The organism is Nostoc sp., assembly GCF_036917975.1.
Taxonomy (GTDB): domain Bacteria; phylum Cyanobacteriota; class Cyanobacteriia; order Cyanobacteriales; family Nostocaceae; genus Nostoc.
Genome location: NZ_JBALEJ010000022.1, coordinates 78906 through 97497 on the forward strand (window position 1 = coordinate 78906; position 18592 = coordinate 97497).

Below are 18592 nucleotides of genomic sequence, written 5' to 3' on the forward strand. Positions count from 1 at the left end.
TTTAAAAATCCTTGTTGAAATAATTTACAATTATTGATATTTGCTCCTCTGTGATATGGGGATGTAAGGGTAAACTCAGGACTTCCTTAGCTAGTTGTTCCGCGATCGCAAAACTTCCTTCATGCCATCCGCTACCGATATAAGCACCTGACAGATGTGGAGGAATTGGATAGTGAATCAGTGTACCAATCCCAGCTTGGCGCAAATCTTGCTCTAGGCTGTGCCTTTTGGGGTGACGTACAACAAATAAATGCCACACTGACTCAGCCCAGTTAGGTACAAAAGGCAAAGTTACGTTAGTAGTTTTGACTAGTCCTTGCAAGTATTGTTCCGCTATGTGAGCGCGGCGAGAATTCCATTCATCTAGTTTAGTTAGTTTCACTCTTAAAAATGCCGCTTGTAATTCATCCAGTCGGCTATTGTAACCCTGAATTTCATTTTCATACTTTATACGGGAACCATAGTTACGCAGTAAGCGAACTTTATCGGCTAAGTCTACATCGTTAGTTGTTACCGCTCCTCCATCACCGATAGCTCCAAGGTTTTTAGTGGGATAAAAACTGAAACCTGCTGCATTCCCTAAACTACCTGCACGACGCTCCTTAAATCGTGCGCCATGAGCTTGAGCAGCATCTTCAATCACTTTGAGATTATATCGCTTTGCAATTACATTGATAGCATCCATGTCCGCTGGTTGACCATAAAGATGCACTGCCAAAATCGCTTTTGTGCGTTCCGTAATTGCAGCTTCAAGAAGTTGAGGATTTATATTATACGTTCTCTCATCTGGTTCCACTGGTACAGGTATTCCTCCAGTGTAGGAAATTGCCAGCCAGGTAGCAATATAAGTGTTAGCTGGCACAATTACTTCATCACCAGTACTGATGTTCATTGCTCTCAAGATGAGATGCAAAGCATCTAAGCCATTACCCACGCTAATGCAATATTTCGTTTCGCAGTAAGCAGCAAACTCTGCTTCAAAAGCTTCGACTTCCTTACCGAGAATATACCAGCTACTATCCATTACTCTTCGATATGCTGCATCAAGTTCTTCCTTTAATTCAACATAGGAAGCCTCAAAATTGAGAAACGGAACTTTCATTATTTGACACCCCGAACAGATGTTAAAAACCCTTGATAATCTCTGTGATAATCAGTTTCATCATAAATGGTGGAAGCTAAAACCAGGCATACAGAACCAGAAGAAAAGTTATTAAGTTCTCGCCATATCATAGGGCAAACATAAAGACCATAATAAGAACGATTTAAGTGGAAGCTTTTTTGCTGAGTTCCATCATCTAAGACAACATCAAAGCTACCAGACATGGCGATAAACAATTGTTGTAATTTCTTATGAGCATGACCTGCTCGCTCTGCACCTCCAGGTACATCGTATAAGTAATAAACTCTCTGAATTTCAAAAGGAATATGTCTCCCACCTTCAATAAAAGTAAGGTTGCCACGAGGATCGGTAATTTTGGGAAGAGTAATCAGTTTACAGTTCTCAACGCCCATTTATACATCATCCTCCTAAATTCATTTCGTAAAACTCATGCACTACACCACTAGAACCAAATTCTGACTTAAATTGATAAAGACTAGTATTCAGATATTTACCTTCATTTTCAGTACTGATACCGAAACTAAAATAACGCTTGCCCAAATCCTTCGCTTTGTCAATACATTTTTGAAAGATTGCATCTAGTAAACCTAATTGATAACCTTTGGGACTTGAAGCGATGTATTGGGCATGTACTACTTGTGGAGATACAAATAATACAACACCTCCCAGTACTTGAGTTTCATACAAGCCAACAACAAATTCAATATTATTTGGAAATAATGAATATAAATGAATGATTTCTTTGGCTGAGTGAACAGGTTTTACCCCATATTTATTAGCTAAATTATCTTCTATAACTGACCAAAGATGCCCAGCAAATTCAAAGCCAAAATCTACTTTAACTTCGTTTTTTAGAGCTTTCTTTAGTCCTCGCTTTCGTCGCAGGCTTGGCTCTAGTCGATTAGTAAGGTCAATAGCACAGGAAAGATCGCAACGATAGCGTACCGCTTCCATACAAAAAAGTGCATACAAATCATCAGCAACTGGTACTTGATGGTAAATGTTTGGTACTACCTTATATCGAAGTGATTCAAATCTATGATTAGCATAATAATGCCGCAGTGCTTTAAAAGCCTCAAGCATCTTTGCGCCACGCAAATTACCTGTATGCAACAATCCGCCGTAAGTAATGCCCGGATGACTAACTACTCTTTTACTATTAGATGGATCTACCGCTGCTGGAAATAAACCGACTAGTCGATTTTTCTCATCCTTAATAATTAAGGATACATCCTGAAATCGATCAGCATGGTAGGAAAGATAACGACGAGTTTGGAGAAATGTAGCCATTGGTGCCCTAGCTAAAAATTCATCCCAGATCGCAGCATTTTCTTCAGAGTAGGGAATAATTTTTAGAGAATTATTTTCTTCAACAGACTCTTCATCTGTATCTATAGGATTTTTACTTTTATTACTGTAAGATTGCAACTCCAAATCCTGTTTCTCCGTAGTTATTTCCGTTGTAAAACATATAAATGCCGTATTTGGTTTTTTGGATGCACGCCATACTAATCATTTGTGAATCCCAACCACTATCAGACACATCAATACCAACCTGCTGATCTTTACGCAGCCAGGTTTTACCATCTTGAGATTCTGCATATCCTAATCTATAGCTTTTGCTGATAGAGCGTATGGAATACCACATTTTGTATAAACCATCTTCTTGAAGTACAAATGGTCTACCGAATCCATACTCATCTTCATTAGCTAAATCCAGGCAGACAACACCTTGTTTTTCCCAGTCGTTTCTATTTCTAGATTCTAGGTAGCGCATATTGTAGCTAGGGACTTGTTTACCATTAACATCAATCCATTTGCTACCAGCGATATACCACATTTTCCACTGGTCATTCTCAAAATGAACATGGGCTGCTGTACGTACAAAAAGCTCGCGATCGCTTCTCTCCAAAATTGGTACTTGGGAATATCTTTGAAAACTTTCACCATTATCTTTGCTAATTGCTAAACCCATCAACAAGAAGTAGCGAACCTTTACACCTAACTGCCAACCTACATAATATAAATACAAATTATCTTGATATTTTAATAAGCAAATAGGTGTGACACCATTATCATCAAAGGTTCCTGGTTGGCCAATATTTAACACAGGTTGATCAGAAACTTTTAATATCTGAAGTGGATTTTTTGCTTCCAGATCAACAAATCCAATGCGCCCAACTTTGTGACTATCTAAAAATGCTACATAAACTCTGATCCGTTCCTCATCTAGCATCATGGAAGTAGGAATATAAGCATGGGAAATAGCCCAATCCTTTTGCCCATTAGCTACATAGACTAATCCCAGCTTTTTCCAAATCATTAACCTAGTCCGATAGTTTGAAGAAGCGATAAGTGGTTAGCTTTGCAGGTTCTATATGTGGTATACGGTAAATCTCTCCTACTTTTGTATCCTTACTTATAGTCACATTAGGCCCAATCCAGCAATCTCTCTCAATTTTGAGATTGTTGCTAATAGTTGAATTCACACCGAAAAAACAATTTTTTTCCACCTCAACAAAACCAGAAATCACGACATGGGATGAAAAAAAACAATTATCTTGAATAATTGAATGATGACCAATATGATTTCCACTCCATAGAATAACATTATTTCCTAACTGCACGAATGCCTGAACAACATTGTTTTCAAATATAAAACAATGCTCTCCTAATTTGACATTTCTCCAGACAAAAGCTTTACTACTGATGTAGCTTGCTAGTCTATATCCTTTATCTTTAGCTTGATTACATAGCCTAGTTCTTAAACGATTTAACTGGGTATAGACAATGGCTACAAATATCTCATGTTCACGGGGATTATAAATTTCTTCTAGTGATTCAAAGGTAACTACAGGTATTCCAAATAAACTACTTTTATTGAGATAATCTTTTTCTACACTAAATGCTACTACTTCGTATTCTGAATCATAAGTAAAATACTCATAAGCAACTTCAGCAAAAGCACTATCACCCACAATTACTAACTTGCGATTTTTATTCATAGCTTGCATCAAGGTTTTCTAATGAGAATATCTTCCCGCCTATTTGCCATTGGTAAATCTGATCTCTGAGGTAACACATAGGCATCAAAGCCTTGATTTCTCGCTCTAGTAACTAAAGATAAAACTACGGAATCGTCAATCAGGTGGTGTTCAATATTATTGAAGGATACTTCTGGTAATTCTTCTTTGCCTGTAAAATTTTGGTGAAATTTAATTCCATTTTTACTACTAAAGAAACGCTTTCTTTTAGAGATATTAGGGATATCTCCCACCAGCATTTCTCCACCATCAGACATTAATTCCAGGGAGCTATCCAAAAAATTCCATATATTTGATTCAACAAATATATAATGTATTACACTATAAGTTAATATGACATCCACTTTACCTGTATACTTATTAAATAAATCATTACAATCAGGGTAATAACCAATAATTTTTTTAATAAATGGTTCATTTGGTAAATGAGATAGCATTTCCTCTGAATCAATTAGAATCAGATTATGTTCATTTTTTCGACATAAATCAATCAGCATGAGAGGTAATTCACTACAACCAGACCCAATATCAAGAACCACTTTATTCTGTGTATATAACAAGGGCAATTTGCTAATAATATCCTCAAATATAAAATGCTCTTTACCTTGTCGGTAAGAGTTAGGAAAACCTATTTTTTCATAGCAGCTTAACGAATCATCTTTTGCCATTTTCCGAAAATCATCAAATGACAAATTAGCAAATCTATTGTAATCATTCATGTTTGAGTAATTTAATATTATGAATTTATCATGAGTGAGTGTAATTCAAAGGATTGGTTATTTTTAAAAAATCAAAATCTACATTTGCATAAACCATACTTGGAAAACGATCGCGTGGATCTTTTGCGTAATTAGATCGAAAAACAACGGCATTTTCTAGGATATCTAGAAAAATATGTTGTTCATTGATTACAACAGGTAATTCTGCGCCAATTGTAATAGTATAAATTCCGTAATTTAAAATATTTGTACCTTTTATTTCTATAACGTAAACTTCTCCTGCTTTGACTGAAGGTATTTCTATTCTTTTAGCGCTGCTCACATAAGCAATCAGCATTTGTCCCTTTAAATCTCTAAATGAATACCCAATACAAAATGAGGGTAGGTCTTGTTTAAAGAGAATAGAAACCTGAATAGTAAAATCTTCTTTAAAATCAAGTTGGTCAGTAGGACGATGCTGGCTGTTTAGCAGCTTAATATCCAATATTTTTGCACTATCATCGCCGTAGCGGTGAGCGCCTTCAGCAAACTTAGCTTCCTTAATAGTAGAAACAAATATTTTTGATATAGTAGATTGCCCATGTAAATTATTATCTTGTGTTACTTTTTCATGTTGACTAATAGTTGGGATATTTTCATTTATTAGTTCAACTTGTTGCTTCAACTCCTGATTCATTTCACTGTTAACAATACTTATATAAGTATCTACCACCTCTGAAGCTTTACCAATTTTCAGCAGTTTTCCTTTTTCGAGGAAAGCACATCGCTGACAAAGACTTTTAACTGAACTCGTATCATGGCTGACAAACAGGACTGTTACACCTGTTTCCATCATTTGCCGCATTCGTGCCATGCACTTAGCCTGAAAAAACATATCCCCTACAGCCAAAGCCTCATCCACAATTAGGATATCTGGGTCAACGTGAATCGCTGAGGCAAAAGCCAACCGGACATACATACCACTGGAATAAGTTTTAACAGCCTGGTCAATAAAATCTCCAATATCGGCAAAAGCAGCAATCTGATGGAAGCGCTTATCCACCTCTTGTCTGGAAAGCCCCATGATTGCCCCATTCATATACACGTTTTCTCGCCCCGTGAATTCTGGGTTGAACCCAGCGCCCAATTCCAGCAGGGCGGCAACACGTCCATTCACTTGAACTACACCACTGGTCGGGGTCAAAGTACCGCAAATCATTTGCAGAAGAGTGGATTTACCTGCACCATTACGCCCAATGATGCCTATAGTTTCACCCTTCATCACTTGGAAAGAAACATCTTGCAATGCCCAAAATTCTTGAGCATAGGTTTTTTCTGGTAATAAAATCTCTTTTAGCCGATCGGCTGGTTGAGTATATCGCTTGTAGCATTTCGAGACATTTTTGAGGGAAATTGCAATTTCTTCTCCCATAGTGTTACTATTAATCCTCAAAACTTCTAGTTATTAAAGTACCAAATGTTTCACAATACATCAGCAAATGCTGTTCGCAAACGTTTATACACATAAAACCCGCAACAAAACATCACAAATGCAATTATTGAGGATATTCCCCATTCACCCCAATGTTCAACCTTTCCAACTAAAATTAAATCGCGATAAACTTCAACGATAGCTGTCATAGGATTTAACCAAAATACTACACTTCGCCATTCCTCTGGAATTGCTGATGCCGGATAAATAATCGGTGTCAAATACATCCAAATATTTAAAACCACTGCTAAAGTCTGGGGAATATCTCGCAAAAAAACTGTTAGTCCTGAAACTAAATAGCCTAAACCTGTTGTTAATAATAACTGTGTTAGCCAGACTAAGGGTAATAATGCTAAGGTAGGATGTAAAGTATGAGTATTAACTGCTACAAAAAGAATCAACATTATTAAACCAAAAGAACTTTCAATAAAGGTTGATAAAATCGGTACTAGTGGTAGCAATTCTAAAGGAAATACGACCTTTTTGACTAAATTTTTCTGTGCTACTACTGAGTTAGCAGACTGCATTAATCCCCCTGAAAAAGCAAGCCAAGGAAGTAAACCCGCAAACAGCCATAGCCCAAAGGTGAAGTTATTTTCTGGTAAGCTTTTGAGACTTAACTTCACCTTCAGCACGACCGAAAATACATAAGTGTAAATTAATAATTGTGAGAGCTGATTTAGCAAAGGCCACAAGTTTCCTAAAATAGAACCCTTGTATCGCGCTTCTAAATCTCGCTTAACCAAAGTTCTCAGCAAGTCAAACTTTGCCCACCACTTTGCATTGACTGGCAGTATGCGCCTCAGTCTCGCTGCTTTACGTACAAATCCTTGCATTGTTTGTAATCAATCCTGCTTCCTTGTTCACTACTGATACACCCAATTTCTCTTTATAAGGCTTTATAACCATAAGAGTAACCTTGTCTTCTTTGGAGAATACATCATTAACTATAAAATCGTACCTAAATTAGGTTGGCAATACTGCTTTCTTTTTTTGCTTAACTCAAGTTATCTGGATCAACTCCCAGCGATCGCAAATATTCTGCCAGTTTATCAGCCCGTTGGCGTTCTTGGTTTGCACGTTGGCGTTCTTGTTGTAATTGTTCAGCCAGTTCAGTCGGTGTGAGTAATTTCTCCCCGGTATCTAGACGATAAAATCCCAATAATTCTCCCTCCACTGCCAGTCTTAATCCTAACGGTTGAGATATACCATCGGTAATTAACTGGTAAGTCTCATCCTCCAACCTATATCCCCTTAACTTTTCTTCAATCCATTCCCCCTTGGGGTCAAATAACCAATATTCTAAAATCCCTAATTGTTCATAGAGATTTTTCTTTTGCTCTTGGTCTTGTTTTTGAGTTCCTTGGGAAGTCATTTCAAATATCACCTGGGGAACTTGACCTTCCTCCCAAACTTTATAACTATCCCGACCCCCAGGCGGCACATCAAAAATTACCATTACATCTGGTGCAACTCTTAATTTAGGAAAACCTTGAGCATAGTAGAGAAATTGGTCTGCTAAAACTGTGGCTTGCCTGCCTGCTAGGTATTGTTTAATTACTTCTAGGGTGGTGAGAATTGCGTAGAGATGTAGGTATGATTCTGCCAATGGTTCACCGTCGGAACTAGGATATTCGATGTTGGGATTGACTATTTTTATGCTTGTAGTCATGGCTACCTTTTACTAGGGTAGGTTGTTTGGATCAATTCCTTGCGATCGCAAATACTCTGCTAGTCTATCAGCCCGTTGACGTTCCTGTTCAGCCCGTTGGCGTTCCTGTTCAGCCCGTTGGCGTTCCTGTTCTGCTTGTTCTCTTCGCGTCGGCACCCAACCAACTGCATTATACCAACGCAACCACAAACCTGTTGTCTGCTGGTAAGAACCTTGCCAAAGACCCAATCCTAGCTCTAACTCTGCCAAAAAGAAGCGGTTTTCTGGTAACGAGATTGCTTCATAACGAGTGCCCATAAGTTTAAAGGCACGCAAATGATTTTCATAGCGGTCATAGATAACGTAGTAGGGAACCCGTAAAATCTGTTCATATACTTCCCACTTCGTTGGGGGTCGGTTTACTTCCCGCAGTGTTTTTCCTAAGTCTTCTTGTTCTGTACCAGGTGAAAGTAATTCAACTACTAAAAATGGATCAATTCCTTCTTGCCAAATGACGTAACTTAAGCGTAGGTCTTGCTGTTGGCTAGCACTAGGTAATCCTAAAACCATGTACCAATCAGGACGCTTATACCACAAAGGATGGCGGGGATCGTAGTAAAGATTTAAGTCGCTAGCAAGCAAAATTTCCTCAGATGGATAAGCAAGAGGCTGACAAGTCTCACTGAGCAAATCTGCCTGAATGCGGTGAAATTCATCTGGCAAACCTGATTCTCCTACTAATTCACTGGGTAAATCATACATCGTAGGCATGGTTTCTTGTGGCGGACGGGGTGGAATTGGTTGATACATGACTACTACCTGTGTTGCTGAACTCAAGCTATCTTAAACAACTCTCTCCGATTTTTGACGACAACCAGCTTTGCGTCTAGACGAATTTTCCGCTAGCGATCGCTATTGTTCTTGTTATAACCACCATTGAACCTCAGAAGTCATTAGTCATTTACTATTCTCCTTCATCTTCCTCATCTCTACTGAATTTGTGAGAGCAGAGTCACGGATTCCGCTACACTGAGACGAAGGTTTATCTGAATTGTAATCAGGCATGGAAATCGGACAAAAGGTTAAAGTCTATCGTTTGCGCGATCGCGTTTCTCCCCCAATTGTGAAAAAACTCGGACAAGTGGGTATCATCCAAGGCTACAAAGTCATTGATGGTGGAATCGGTGTAGTGGTGCTGTTTGACGATAATACTTCCACTTGGTTTTTTGAAGATGAAATCAAAGCTGTGTAGTTGTAAAGAACTCAGATTCAGGTTTTTCTTGCCATCTGAAATTGAAAGCACAGGTTGAGAGTCTTTGTTGAGTGCTAAGTTGGAGTTGAAAAGATCGGCGGTGAAAATAGGAATCAACTAATGGCTCTAATATTGACATTTTTGGGCAAAGGCGGCACCGCTCGTACCAAAATTGCGATCGCCGCCGCCAAATTATTGGCAAGTCAAGGCAAGCGCGTACTCCTAGCAGCACAAGCAGAACCAACATTGCAAATTCTGCTGGGGACTCCCATTGCTGCCGATCCCCAGGAAATAGCTCCCAATTTGCAAGTAGTCCAGTTTCAAGCATCTGTACTACTAGAACGCAACTGGGACGAAGTGAAAAAGCTTGAGGCGCAATATCTCCGCACGCCCATATTCAAAGACGTTTTTGGTCAAGAACTGGTAGTATTGCCGGGGATGGACAACGCCTTGGCATTGAATGCTATCCGCGAATATGATGCCAGTGGCAAATATGATGCGATCGTCTACGATGGCACGGGCGACTCTTTAACGTTACGAATGTTGGGTTTGCCAGAATCTCTGAGTTGGTATGTCAGGCGATTTCGGCAATTATTTGTCAACTCCGATTTGGGGAAGACGATTACTGAATCACCCTTAATTCAACCCCTGATTAGCAGTTTTTTCAATATCAACTGGACAGCAGATAATTTTGCAGGCCCCACTAACCAAGTCAATAATCTCTTAGAAAAGGGGAGAGCCGCTCTAGCCGATCCTAAGCGTCTCGCTGCTTTCTTAGTGACTACAGGAGACCCCATTGAGGTAGCAAATGCTCGTTATTTATGGGGTAGCGCTCAACAAATAGGTTTAACTGTTGGTGGTGTTCTGCTTGTGTCTACGGAGACAACTGGGAACCTCTCAGAGGAATTTATACCCCTACCTGTGAGCGTCATTCCCGACTCACCTACAGGTGATTGGCAACCACTAATAGACGCTCTACCCAACTTTGAAGCCCAAGCTTTACAGGCTCCCAAACCAATTGAAATAGACACCCACAATCGTCAAGTACGCTTATTCTTGCCAGGATTTGACAAAAAACAGGTCAAACTTACCCAATATGGCCCAGAAGTTACGGTAGAAGCCGGAGATCAGCGACGCAATATTCCCTTACCACCGGCTCTGAGTGGTAGACCCGTTGCTGGAGCAAAATTTCAGAATAATTATTTGATAATTTCGTTTTAAGTTATGGGAATGGGGACTGGGGACTGGGGGCTGGGGACTGGGGACTGGAGAATAGGGAAGAAAGTTAATCACCAATGCCCAATGCTCAATGCCCAATACCCCATACTTCGGCTTCGCTCAGTACAAGTGCCCAATACCCAATGCCCTATTAATCAGTAAATCTTATGTCAGAATCAACTCCCATTACCCCAGACCCTAACCAACCTGAAGCAATAGACTTGGTTGCAAATAATCCCAGCGAACAAGTAATAGCAACGAGCGATCGCAGTGCGAAAACTAGGCAGCTGTTGGGGATGAAAGGTGCATCTGCTGGAGAAACTTCAATCTGGAAAATTCGTTTGCAGCTAATGAAGCCCATCACCTGGATTCCCCTAATTTGGGGCGTAGTCTGTGGTGCGGCTTCTTCTGGTAACTATACTTGGACGCTGGAAAATGTGCTGAAAGTCGCAGCCTGTATGTTACTGGCTGGGCCGTTGATGACAGGTTACACCCAAATCCTCAATGATTACTACGATCGCGAAATCGATGCCATCAATGAACCCTATCGCCCCATACCCTCTGGGGCAATTCCCCTACCCCAAGTAATTATTCAGATTTGGGTATTACTGATTGCTGGTATTGGTTTGGCATTTGTGTTAGATGTGTGGTCTGGTCATGAATTCCCGACAATTACAGCGATCGCGATTATCGGTTCTTTCATCGCCTACATTTATTCTGCACCTCCCCTGAAACTCAAACAAAACGGCTGGCTAGGTAGCTACGCCTTGGGTGCAAGCTATATCACCCTACCTTGGTCTACAGGACACGCTTTGTTTGGTGAACTGAATTCTACAATTGTGATTTTGACAATGTTCTACAGCTTGGCTGGATTGGGCATTGCTATTGTTAATGATTTTAAGAGTGTAGAAGGCGATCGCCAGTTAGGATTAAATTCACTACCCGTAATGTTTGGCATCACCACTGCATCTTGGATTTGTGTAGTAACGATTGATGTCTTTCAGGGATTGATTGCAGCCTATCTCGTCAGCATCCATGAGAATTTGTATGCAGCAATACTTGTATTGTTAATCATCCCGCAAATCACCTTGCAGGATATGTATTTCTTGCGCGATCCTGTGAAGAATGATGTTAAGTATCAAGCCAGCGCCCAACCGTTCCTTGTTCTAGGAATGCTCGTCACTGGTTTAGCACTAGGTCATGCTGGCGTTTAACTTATACTTCTGATAAGTGAGAAGTTAGGAATTAGGAGCTAATATACTGTTAACTCCTAATTTGTATCAGGACATACCGTGTTTAAACTGATATTTTTCCTCATTAATGGGATTCAACCTTTGTTAGTCCCAATTTGCTTTATCGTTGCTTGGACTGTAATTATTCTCGTTGTTTTAAGTCTCTGGTCGGCAGCGCGAGATAGTCTGACTACAGCCAAGCAAATGCATCAAATCCCCTGTACTGGGTGCCAATTTTTTACCGATAACTACCGTCTTAAATGTACTGTCCGCCCATCTATTGCCAACACCGAAGAAGCGATCGATTGTTCTGACTATCAACCGAAGACAAATCCTTATCTGTATTAGGGACTGGGGAGAAATCAATTCAAAATTCAAAATTCAAAATTCAAAATTAAAGAACTTCTGCCTTCTGCCTCCTCTTTCCCAATGACCAATGACCAATGACCAATGACCAATGACCAATGACCATTAACCAATCTCTAACAATATCTTCAAAACACCGCGACTCTGAGCGTGTTCAAAAGCCGCAAGCCCTTCAATGAGGGGGTAGGTGGCATGAATTAGGGGTTGTACATCAACTTGTCCTGTAGCTAGTAGCTGGAGGGCTGGGGCAAAGGGGCCACAACGGGAGCCGATGAGGGTGATTTCATCCACTACTAAAGAAGAGACATCTAGACTGAGATTGCCAGCATAAGTACTTTTGAGTACAAGTGTACCACGGGGACGTAGGGCGCGACGAGCGATCGCAAATCCTTCTGGGTTGCCAGTACATTCTACTGAGATATCGAAATATCCATCTGTAACAGCGTCGGCTAGACTCGTTTTTATCCCTCGTGCTTCTAAGTTAGCCAGTTTTTCTCGATGACGCCCTACAGCTAAAAGTTCACAGCCAGTTAAAGCTAGTGTTTGGGCTACTAACTGCCCTAGTTTGCCATCTCCAACCACTAACACCCGATCATTTGGACGCAATTGCACTTGCTGCTGAATTTCTAAAGCTGCTGCTATAGGTTCTGTAAATGTTGCTACTTCTGTTGGCACATTATCAGGTACTGGATGCAGATTCTCTATCGGCAAACAGAGATATTCACCAAAAGCGCCGTTGCGGTTGACAATACCCAGTACTGTACGATTTTCGCAGTGAGTTGGTTGTCCGCTAAGACAAAACCGACAATGCCCACACACAGCATTGATTTCTCCAACTACGCGTTGATTAACTAAGTGTTCTGGCCCTTGTTCGACAACGCCGACAAATTCATGCCCCAAAATACCAGTGTAGGGATAGTAGCCTCTGAGTAGTTCCAGGTCAGTGTTACAAATACCCGCACGTAAGACGCGTACCAAGGCTTCTCCCGGTGGTGCTTCAGGAATAGGAATATCTGTCCGTAGTTGCAACTGGTTATTTTCAAGCCAAAGTCCTTTCATTTTTCTTCACATCCTTTGCCTAATTATCAATTTTGAATTTTGAATTGTTAAGTCTCTGTAGTCGGTATTTCTTTAATTTTGGTTACATCAATTTTGCTTAACCAAGTAACCAAGTCTTCTGAGTCAAGTGCGATCTCGCTTCCTAAGGTTTTGATATAAAGAAGTCCGTCGCTAATAATTAAATCTCGGACTGGATACCACGAATCTCGTGTTCTAATCAGCAGTTCTAACGGAATTCCTGGTCTGTAAGCATACTTACGATATTTCCACCAAGCTCGCCATAGAAGCACAGATTTAGTACAGTGCATCTGATAACCTTTGGGAAGTTGGGAGTATTGATACTGATAGAAACCCCGACTATCTACTTCTCCTTTGAGGAGATAACTATATTCTGCTAATGCCTGATTGATCAATTCCCACTGGGATGATTTTGGAGAAATGGAGAATTCAAGTAGGGTGTTGGATAGTTGGGCGATCGCAATTACGCCTTCAGATTTCGCTGTCAGTTGGTTCGTTTTATAAACTGTTTGCGCTGTCAAAGCAGGATTTGACAACAAAACGTCTTTTTTCTGAATGGAGTTTTGCACAAACTCTCGAATTAAATCTAGATTAGACAACATAAAAATTTTTTATACTAAATTAACCAGTGTGATGAAAGACACAACACTACTTAAATTAATAACTACACTGGTTTTGCACTTAAATCAGGATTATTACCAGCTTTATTTATACTAGACTCTTTGTTTGATTAGGGTCTTGTTAACTTTAATATCGAGATGCCACAGTCCACTAGGCTGGTTGACAAAATTACTACTATTTACAGGTTTGTAAGCAGCGAATTAAATTTTTACGCCTTCGAGAAAAGGTTGAAATACTGGAACTAATTCGGGACGACTGACAACAAGGGTGGGAAAAGAGCGATCGCTATAATCTTCTCCTGGTGACAATGGAAACGGTTCTGACTTCAGCGATAACCAAACGCCACCAGCCGCCTGGACAATTACCCAAGCCCCCGCTATATCCCAAACTTTTGGTGTCGCCTCAATTCCACCGAGAGTAGCCCCAGTGGCAACTGTCAAAAAGTTATAGCTAGCTACACCCAACATCCGAATTTTGCAGGGAAAACCGTTTTGGATAACTGCGGTACTACGGGAACAGAGGTTAAAAAAGTGATTATTGCTAGGACTATCTATACTAGTGTGGATGGGGTGGTGATTGAGAAATGCTCCTGTTGGTGTTGCTAAACCAGATGAACCTGCCCAGAAACCATGAAAAGCTTGATTCAGAGTTGGTGCGTAAACATAACCAAAAATGGGTGTACCTCGATACAGTAAACCCAGAGATATTGTCCAGATGGGAATGCCGCGTGTAAAGTTGGTTGTACCATCTAGAGGGTCAATTACCCAGCACCACTCAGTACCAGGAAATGACTGATCGCTCTCTTCGCTCAAAATGCCGTAACCAGAGAAATTAGAAGCGATACCTTCGGTAAGCTTCGCTAACGCATCCCGAATTTCCTGATCTGCCCATTTATCTGCTTGCGTCACCAAACTACCATCAGCTTTTTGTGAAGCCTGTACTTGCCCAAAATCTTGCATTAGCTGCTTACCCACTCTGGTAGTGGTAGTTTGAGCAAAATCAAGAATTGTTGTCCAAAAATCATTCATTGGTTATTAGTTATTAGTCATTTGTCATTTGTCATTTGTCATTGGTTATTAGTCATTTGCTCCATGCCCCATGCCCCATACAGTTTAATCTAAATCGCTTTCTAAAACAGATGCGATCGCCAGCTTTGCGCTTGTTTGAAATTCTGTGACGTTCACCCGATTCAGAAACCAAATCGATACCACCATTCCCACGGCTTCTAAAGCAAAGACCAGTCCATAAGCTAAAACTAAATTGGGTAATAGCTTACGACCTATATCCAATAAAGTACCACCTAAAACTACTGCCACACCTCTAGAGACAGACTGGGCTAACCCCCAAGCCCCAATAAATGTACCTGCGGCGGCGGCGGCTGTGAGATCCAACATTAAGCTAACTGCTGCTGTAGTTAAGACACCAGTGGCTAAACCGAACAAAATTAAACTTAGCTTGAGGAAGGCTGGATTAGCTGTGAAGCCTGATATCCCAAGTAATGCTGTACAAAATGCCACCAATATACAGCCTAGTCTTGCAGTTCTTTGCTTACCTAAACGTGGCACAATCAAAAAACCACTCACACCGTAGGCAATTAGTACACCTGTTCCATAAAAAACGTTCAGTTTAGTACTTTCAGCCAAAGGCATTTTAAATACCTGACCTGCATAAGGTTCCAAAACTGGGTCTTGCATAAATAAGCAGAGAGTCATCACCAGTAAAAAGGTGAAGAATATACCTGTTTGTGGGCTAGCTGTTAATATTTCCCAAGCTTTGCCCAGAGTTATGCTGTCTTCTCGGTTCACTAATGTGGAACGGCTTAAATATTGGGAGTATTTTTTTTCCACGCCCAATGTTGCTGCGATCGCCAACCCAAATACAATTATTGGGACGACGAGAAACAGCCTATTGATCGCCGCCTGCAAGGTTGCTGTTGTTGCTTCTGGCGTTAATTGCTTCAGCAAGCTAGCACTGATAATTGCCCCGACAATAATCCCCACCATTAGCATCGACCAAACTACACCGACCACTTTGGAACGATTATCTTCTTCAGATATATCCACTAATAAAGCAGCAAAGGCAGTACCGCTAGCCGAAATTCCGAGACCGTATATAGCGAATATCAGGGACAGAAGCGCTGTCCAGCCGATTGTTTGAGTTGTCCATACCCAACCACCTGCACTATTTGCAGCAGTATTGAGTTGCCACATCACTTGTATAGCTAAAAAGGCTGCGATCGCAAATATTGCCGCGCCCACCCAAACATAAGCTGTGCGGTGGTATCCCCATAACGGCTTGGCATCGGAAATCTGGCCGAACCAGACACGCGAAGGAGCAACAAATAAGGGCAGTGCTAAAACTACTGATACCAGCGTCGCCGGAATTGCTATTTCTTGAATCATGACTCTGTTGAGTACGCCCAGAGTCAAAATAGACATCATGCTCAACCCCATCTGAAATAAACCCAGCCGAAACATGGTCAGAAGGTTTACCCTTGGCACAGATAGGGATTTTGTTTTGGTATCAAATACTTCACCGCTTGCCATAGCTACTTTTTCGTATGGTTTATAGGATTCAATCTCTCTCTCTTTAAATAAAGATAAACCCTACTCACTCCAAATCAGCGAACGAAAAGTTGAAGTTGCGATTTGGCAAGCCATTATACACCTCAATTAGGGTATGCTTCAGCCAAGTTAGGATTAATTTTTAGGACTTGGTTGTAATCTGCGATGTCTACGACGGGCTACGCCTACGCATAACCAGAGAATTTTAGGATGAAATAGTGAAACGAGATTCCATTTACTATCAAATTTTTAAACGTTTTCCTGGGTTACTCTTTGAACTAGTTGATAATCCCCCTCTGCAAGGGCAAAACTATCGATTTGAATCAGTTGAAGTCAAAGAAACCGCTTTTCGCGTCGATGGTGTGTTTTTACCTCCAGAGGATGCAACATCGCGGGTGATCTTTTTTGCTGAAGTTCAATTCCAAAAAGATGAAGCCCTTTACCATCGGTTCTTTACTGAGTCGCTGATGTACCTGAACCGGAATCGTTCTCAGTATGATGATTGGTTCTGTGTGGTAATTTTTTCATCCCGTTCTTTGGAACCAAGGGATCAAAAAACTCATCGAATATTTCTCAATAGCGACCAAGTGCAGCGAATCTATTTAGATGAGTTAGGCGCGACTAATCAGCAGCCAATAGGCATCAACTTGATGCAGTTGACTCTAGCATCGGATGAAGTGATGGCACAGCAAGCAAAGCAATTGATTGAGCGGGTAAAATTAGAGTCAACAGACATGCTGCCGAAAAACGAAATACTAGACATCATCACCACAATCGTCGTTTATAAGTTTTCGACCTTAAGTAGAGAGGAAGTTGAAGCTATGTTGGGATTGACTTTAGAGCAAACAAGGGTTTATCAAGAAGCGAAAGCCGAGGGTCGAGAAGAGGGTCGAGAAGAAGGTCGAGAAGAGGGTCGAGAAGAGGGTCGAGAAGAACGGGAAGCTGAAATATTGAAACTTACCGTGCCTCTGTTACTACAAACAGGTATGAGTATGGAGCAGATTGCTCAACATCTCAATGTTGATATAGAAGCTGTCCAGCTTGCCGCACAACAAAATACATAGAATGGGTATTTTATGTCTGTTGTCATATTTTTGCAAAATGAGGAGAGCTTGATTAAAATCCTCAATTGCCCTTTTATGGTATCTAGAGCGATCGCGCCAAAATATGACAGATTAAAATGCTCATGATTTCATCGGAGTTGGGACTTGGTAGGATGGGACTCCAGTCTTTAAAGTTTGCATAGCCCTTCTACACTCACTCCCCCCCGAAAAATTGTTATGCTGCGTCCTGGACAACTAAATTTTCACTTGAGTTGGGGAATACTAAAACTATGTATTACTTTTTATATTTTCTATATGCGTCCAACTTTATGTGACACTTTCAGAAGCCGTGCCTTGTGGACATGGGATATGCTTGATAAAGGACGTTCTATCAATTGTCAAATTGGAGAAGAAACTTTAACAGATTTAAATATTCTTGAGCTAAAAATTAGGCACTCGACTGAAATTTGCAGCATAACATTTAATAAAATAGACGAAGGAACAAACGGCGCTGATTGGGAATGGTGGTTTACTAATTCCAGTGCAAACAAATGGATAGGATTTCGAGTACAGGCTAAAGTTATAGATATTAAAAAGCAATGTTTCGAGCATCTTTATTATAAAAACTCAAAAAATTCATTACATCAATGCGACATTCTCATAAATGATTCTTTAGCCAAAACACATCCCCGGATTCCTTTGTACTGCCTTTATTCAAACTGGAGTAATTCAACTGAACTACCTTTAGAATATGAAAACTACTACAGCTTAAGGGAGATTTATGGCTGTTCCATACTTCCTGCACTTGCAGTTCGTTATTTACGCTGCAAGAATAAAAAGCCAAAACATCTCAAACATTTGTTTCAATATATGCGGACTTGGCATTATTTAGTATCTTATGGCAAAGATAAATCAAGTGAATTACCGCAGAGAGTTTATGATTATTGGGTGAATTTTATCCGTCCAATAGAGAATTTTGTTATTGAAGAACTTGATGATAATATTCTTCTGGAATTAAATGAATGGCGAAATAAATATTTAGAAAAATATAATAAAATATGCTTAGTAGATAAACCACCCCAAGAAGTAATTCAGCTAATGAATAACGAACTAGTAGATCGACCTGACCCAAATTTGCGAACGCTTACTGTTTTTAAGGAACGGGACAGAGTATGTGAGCAACTAGACGAGTTCATAAGTAACCTTTAGAA

At 40.4% G+C, this 18592-nt stretch carries 20 protein-coding genes; 6 read left to right on the plus strand and 14 right to left on the minus strand.

Going from position 1 to position 18592, the window contains the following annotated elements:
• Position 1: 1 nt before the first annotated feature.
• The 10 genes from V7K76_RS07265 to V7K76_RS07310 all read right to left on the minus strand — a co-directional run bounded on the left by V7K76_RS07265 (position 2) and on the right by V7K76_RS07310 (position 8818).
• Positions 2-1102: a DegT/DnrJ/EryC1/StrS family aminotransferase gene (locus tag V7K76_RS07265; RefSeq protein WP_334778385.1), complete on the minus strand. Its 1101-nt coding sequence runs from the start codon at positions 1100-1102 to the stop codon at positions 2-4.
• Complete coding sequence (locus V7K76_RS07270) at positions 1102-1515, minus strand: sugar 3,4-ketoisomerase (RefSeq protein ID WP_334778386.1); 414 nt, start codon at positions 1513-1515, stop codon at positions 1102-1104. Before V7K76_RS07270 ends, V7K76_RS07265 begins: the two co-directional genes overlap by 1 nt.
• 7 nt (positions 1516-1522) lie before the next feature.
• The gene (locus tag V7K76_RS07275; RefSeq protein WP_334778387.1) at positions 1523-2557 is read right to left on the minus strand and encodes a GNAT family N-acetyltransferase; all 1035 of its coding nucleotides are present in this window, start codon (positions 2555-2557) and stop codon (positions 1523-1525) included.
• Entirely contained in the window at positions 2535-3446 is a 912-nt protein-coding gene (locus V7K76_RS07280; RefSeq protein WP_334778389.1) for a hypothetical protein, read from the minus strand. Before V7K76_RS07280 ends, V7K76_RS07275 begins: the two co-directional genes overlap by 23 nt.
• Before the next feature lie 4 nt (positions 3447-3450).
• Positions 3451-4137, minus strand: a complete 687-nt coding sequence (locus tag V7K76_RS07285; protein WP_334778390.1) for an acetyltransferase — start codon at positions 4135-4137, stop codon at positions 3451-3453.
• Positions 4137-4886 (minus strand): hypothetical protein, encoded by a 750-nt coding sequence (locus tag V7K76_RS07290; protein ID WP_334778391.1) that lies wholly within the window; start codon positions 4884-4886, stop codon positions 4137-4139. Before V7K76_RS07290 ends, V7K76_RS07285 begins: the two co-directional genes overlap by 1 nt.
• Positions 4887-4914: 28 nt before the next feature.
• Entirely contained in the window at positions 4915-6297 is a 1383-nt protein-coding gene (locus V7K76_RS07295) for an ABC transporter ATP-binding protein (RefSeq protein WP_334778392.1), read from the minus strand.
• 50 nt (positions 6298-6347) lie between these two features.
• Positions 6348-7193, minus strand: coding sequence for an ABC transporter permease (locus V7K76_RS07300; RefSeq protein WP_334778393.1), 846 nt, complete (start codon positions 7191-7193; stop codon positions 6348-6350).
• Between the two features lie 161 nt (positions 7194-7354).
• Positions 7355-8029: a Uma2 family endonuclease gene (locus tag V7K76_RS07305; protein WP_334778394.1), complete on the minus strand. Its 675-nt coding sequence runs from the start codon at positions 8027-8029 to the stop codon at positions 7355-7357.
• A gap of 12 nt (positions 8030-8041) precedes the next feature.
• Positions 8042-8818: a Uma2 family endonuclease gene (locus tag V7K76_RS07310; RefSeq protein ID WP_334778395.1), complete on the minus strand. Its 777-nt coding sequence runs from the start codon at positions 8816-8818 to the stop codon at positions 8042-8044.
• 253 nt (positions 8819-9071) lie between these two features.
• Between V7K76_RS07310 and petP the strand changes: the two genes are divergently transcribed.
• The 4 genes from petP (at position 9072) to V7K76_RS07330 (ending at position 12058) form a co-directional block, all read left to right on the plus strand.
• Positions 9072-9260 (plus strand): cytochrome b6f subunit PetP, encoded by a 189-nt coding sequence (gene petP, locus V7K76_RS07315; protein WP_334778396.1) that lies wholly within the window; start codon positions 9072-9074, stop codon positions 9258-9260.
• Positions 9261-9380: 120 nt separating this feature from the next.
• Complete coding sequence (locus V7K76_RS07320; protein ID WP_334778397.1) at positions 9381-10481, plus strand: Get3/ArsA fold putative tail anchor-mediating ATPase NosAFP; 1101 nt, start codon at positions 9381-9383, stop codon at positions 10479-10481.
• Between the two features lie 164 nt (positions 10482-10645).
• Positions 10646-11692: a chlorophyll synthase ChlG gene (chlG, locus tag V7K76_RS07325; protein WP_334953698.1), complete on the plus strand. Its 1047-nt coding sequence runs from the start codon at positions 10646-10648 to the stop codon at positions 11690-11692.
• 78 nt (positions 11693-11770) lie between these two features.
• Complete coding sequence (locus tag V7K76_RS07330; protein ID WP_334778399.1) at positions 11771-12058, plus strand: hypothetical protein; 288 nt, start codon at positions 11771-11773, stop codon at positions 12056-12058.
• A 123-nt stretch (positions 12059-12181) separates the two neighbouring features.
• On the opposite strand, the gene V7K76_RS07335 is transcribed toward V7K76_RS07330, so the two are convergent.
• The 4 genes from V7K76_RS07335 to V7K76_RS07350 form a co-directional block, all read right to left on the minus strand.
• Positions 12182-13135, minus strand: coding sequence for an MDR/zinc-dependent alcohol dehydrogenase-like family protein (locus V7K76_RS07335; RefSeq protein WP_334778400.1), 954 nt, complete (start codon positions 13133-13135; stop codon positions 12182-12184).
• A 47-nt stretch (positions 13136-13182) separates the two neighbouring features.
• Positions 13183-13755, minus strand: a complete 573-nt coding sequence (locus tag V7K76_RS07340) for a hypothetical protein (protein ID WP_334778401.1) — start codon at positions 13753-13755, stop codon at positions 13183-13185.
• A gap of 219 nt (positions 13756-13974) precedes the next feature.
• Positions 13975-14802 carry an inositol monophosphatase family protein gene (locus V7K76_RS07345; protein ID WP_334778402.1) on the minus strand — a complete coding sequence of 276 codons (828 nt, stop codon included), beginning with the start codon at positions 14800-14802 and terminating at the stop codon, positions 13975-13977.
• A gap of 84 nt (positions 14803-14886) precedes the next feature.
• Positions 14887-16320 carry a BCD family MFS transporter gene (locus V7K76_RS07350; protein WP_334706164.1) on the minus strand — a complete coding sequence of 478 codons (1434 nt, stop codon included), beginning with the start codon at positions 16318-16320 and terminating at the stop codon, positions 14887-14889.
• Positions 16321-16556: 236 nt separating this feature from the next.
• Between V7K76_RS07350 and V7K76_RS07355 the strand changes: the two genes are divergently transcribed.
• Positions 16557-17402, plus strand: coding sequence for an Rpn family recombination-promoting nuclease/putative transposase (locus V7K76_RS07355; protein ID WP_334778403.1), 846 nt, complete (start codon positions 16557-16559; stop codon positions 17400-17402).
• A 216-nt stretch (positions 17403-17618) separates the two neighbouring features.
• Positions 17619-18590, plus strand: a complete 972-nt coding sequence (locus V7K76_RS07360; protein WP_334778405.1) for a DUF6615 family protein — start codon at positions 17619-17621, stop codon at positions 18588-18590.
• Positions 18591-18592: the final 2 nt, after the last annotated feature.